The following is a 1,963-nucleotide window of genomic DNA, read 5'->3' on the forward strand; positions in this document are numbered from 1 at the left end:
CGAGGCTCACCTGGAAGCCGTCGTTCTCGAGGTAACGACGAATGACGTCGCTCACGGTCTGGTCGTCGTCGACCACCAGCACGCGCTGTGTCACGAACCATCCCCGTTCCGACCGGTCGCCGTCGCCCCTCGGATGCCCATCGGCCCAGCGTAGCCACGCACCCGGGCCCGCCCGCACCGGCAAACCTTGCGAGGTTCTTACGGCTGGGCGCGCAGACCCGAGCGGGCCGGCCCGCTGTCATACGGTGACCGGAATGCGGATACTTGTCACCGGTGCGGCCGGGTTCATCGGTTCCCACGTCGCCGACCTGCTCACCGAAAACGGGCACGAGGTGGTGGCAGTGGACGCGCTCCTGCCCGAGGCGCACGGTGCGACAGCACCGCCCTGGACCGAGCGGCACGACCTGGTGGTCGGCGACGTCCGCGACGGCGAGCTGCTGACCCGATTGCTGGCCGGTGTCGACGCGGTCTGCCATCAGGCGGCCATGGTCGGCCATGGCATCGACCCGGCCGACGCTCCCCGGTACGCCGCGCACAATGACCTCGGCACGGCCACCCTCCTCGCGGCGATGCACGCCACCGGGGTACGCCGACTGGTACTGGCCAGTTCGATGGTCGTCTACGGGGAGGGTCGCTACCACTGCCCCGCCCACGGGGTCGTCCGGCCTACCGGCCGTCGCGCCGACGACCTGGCCGAGGGCCGCTACGAGCCGACCTGCCCGCGCTGCGACCGGTCGCTCTCCCCCGGTCTCGTGCCCGAGGACGCGCCGTTGGAGCCGCGGAGCACGTACGCCGCCACCAAGCTGGCCCAGGAACACCTCGCCGGCGCGTGGGCCCGGCAGACCGGTGGATCGGTCTGGGCCCTGCGCTACCACAATGTCTACGGTCCGCGAATGCCACGTGACACCCCGTACTCGGGGGTCGCGTCGATCTTCCGGTCGGCCCTGGCCGGCGGGCGACCGCCCCGGGTCCTGGAGGACGGCCGGCAACGGCGCGACTTCGTGCACGTGAGCGATGTGGCCGCCGCCAACCTGCTGGCCCTGACCACACCGGCACCGGATCCGCTGACGCCGGTCAACGTCTGCTCGGGTGAACCGCACACCGTCGGCGACCTGGCCCACGAGCTGGCCGTGGCGATGGGCGGCCCATCGCCGGTCACCGTCGGCGGCGGACGTGCGGCGGACGTGCGGCACGTCGTGGCCGACCCGGCCCGCGCCACCCGGCTGCTCGGCTTCACCGCCCGGGTCGGCTTCGCCGCCGGCATCGCCGACTTCACCACCGCGGTGATGCGGGAGCCGGCGTCGGTCACGACACCGTCCACAGTAGGTGGTTGACGGCGAGGGCGGTGGCGGCCTGGGCCGCCAACCACCACCGGCGGTGGCGGGTGGGCAGGTGCGCGGTGGCGACCAGCAACCAGACGGCGAACGGTAGCCAGATCCGCTCCACCTCGGCCTTGCTGAGCCCGGACAGGTCCGCGGCGAGCACCGCTGCGGCCGCCGCGACGGGCAGCCACACGATGGGTCCGGCGCCGGTGATCCGCCGTCGGAGGGCCGCCGCGCCCGATGGTCGGATCGTCACGGCGGCCACCGCCCGGCGCACCGCCGGCCCGAGCACCGGGCCGGCCGAGAGCAGCAGAGCGGCGAGGGTCGCCCAGACCCAGTAGCCGTACGGACGTTCCGCCGCCCAACCCTGGTAGTAACGACGTGCCACCAGGTGGTAGCCGTCCAGCCACCAGAAGCCGGCGACGGTGAACACGGCGACGACGACCGCGACCGCCGTCGCCGCGACCAGCAGCACACCGGGGCGGTCCCGCGCCCGGAGCAGCACCACCGCCAACGCGAGCAACCCCACCAGGACGAACCCGTACGACAGGTAGAGCGCGAAGCCGAGGAGCAACCCGCCGAGCGCGGCCGCTGGCCGGCCACCCACCGCCAGCAGCGCCAGCCCGGCCGCGACCACCGCG

The 1,963-nt window shown here is 73.5% G+C and carries 1 protein-coding gene and 2 pseudogenes; 1 reads left to right on the top strand and 2 read right to left on the bottom strand.

Features of this window, described 5'->3' with window-relative positions:
* Positions 1 to 94: pseudogene (locus KBX53_RS36665) on the bottom strand (DNA-binding response regulator); the annotation flags it as partial.
* A gap of 160 nt (positions 95 to 254) precedes the next feature.
* Between KBX53_RS36665 and KBX53_RS31380 the strand changes: the two are divergent.
* The gene (locus tag KBX53_RS31380; RefSeq protein WP_210863374.1) at positions 255 to 1,334 is read left to right on the top strand and encodes an NAD(P)-dependent oxidoreductase; all 1,080 of its coding nucleotides are present in this window, start codon (positions 255 to 257) and stop codon (positions 1,332 to 1,334) included.
* Here KBX53_RS31380 and KBX53_RS31385 read toward each other — a convergent pair.
* Positions 1,306 to 1,963, bottom strand: a pseudogene (locus KBX53_RS31385) (hypothetical protein); the annotation flags it as partial. The gene KBX53_RS31380 and the pseudogene KBX53_RS31385 sit on opposite strands and share 29 nt — an antisense overlap.

This window comes from Micromonospora sp. M51 (genome assembly GCF_018070305.1).
In the GTDB taxonomy this organism is placed as follows: Bacteria; Actinomycetota; Actinomycetes; order Mycobacteriales; family Micromonosporaceae; genus Micromonospora; species Micromonospora parva.

Excerpts from the sequence above, each read along its gene's own strand:
- KBX53_RS31380 (WP_210863374.1), top strand. The coding sequence starts at position 255 with ATGCGGATACTTGTCACCGGTGCGGCCGGGTTCATCGGTTCCCACGTC.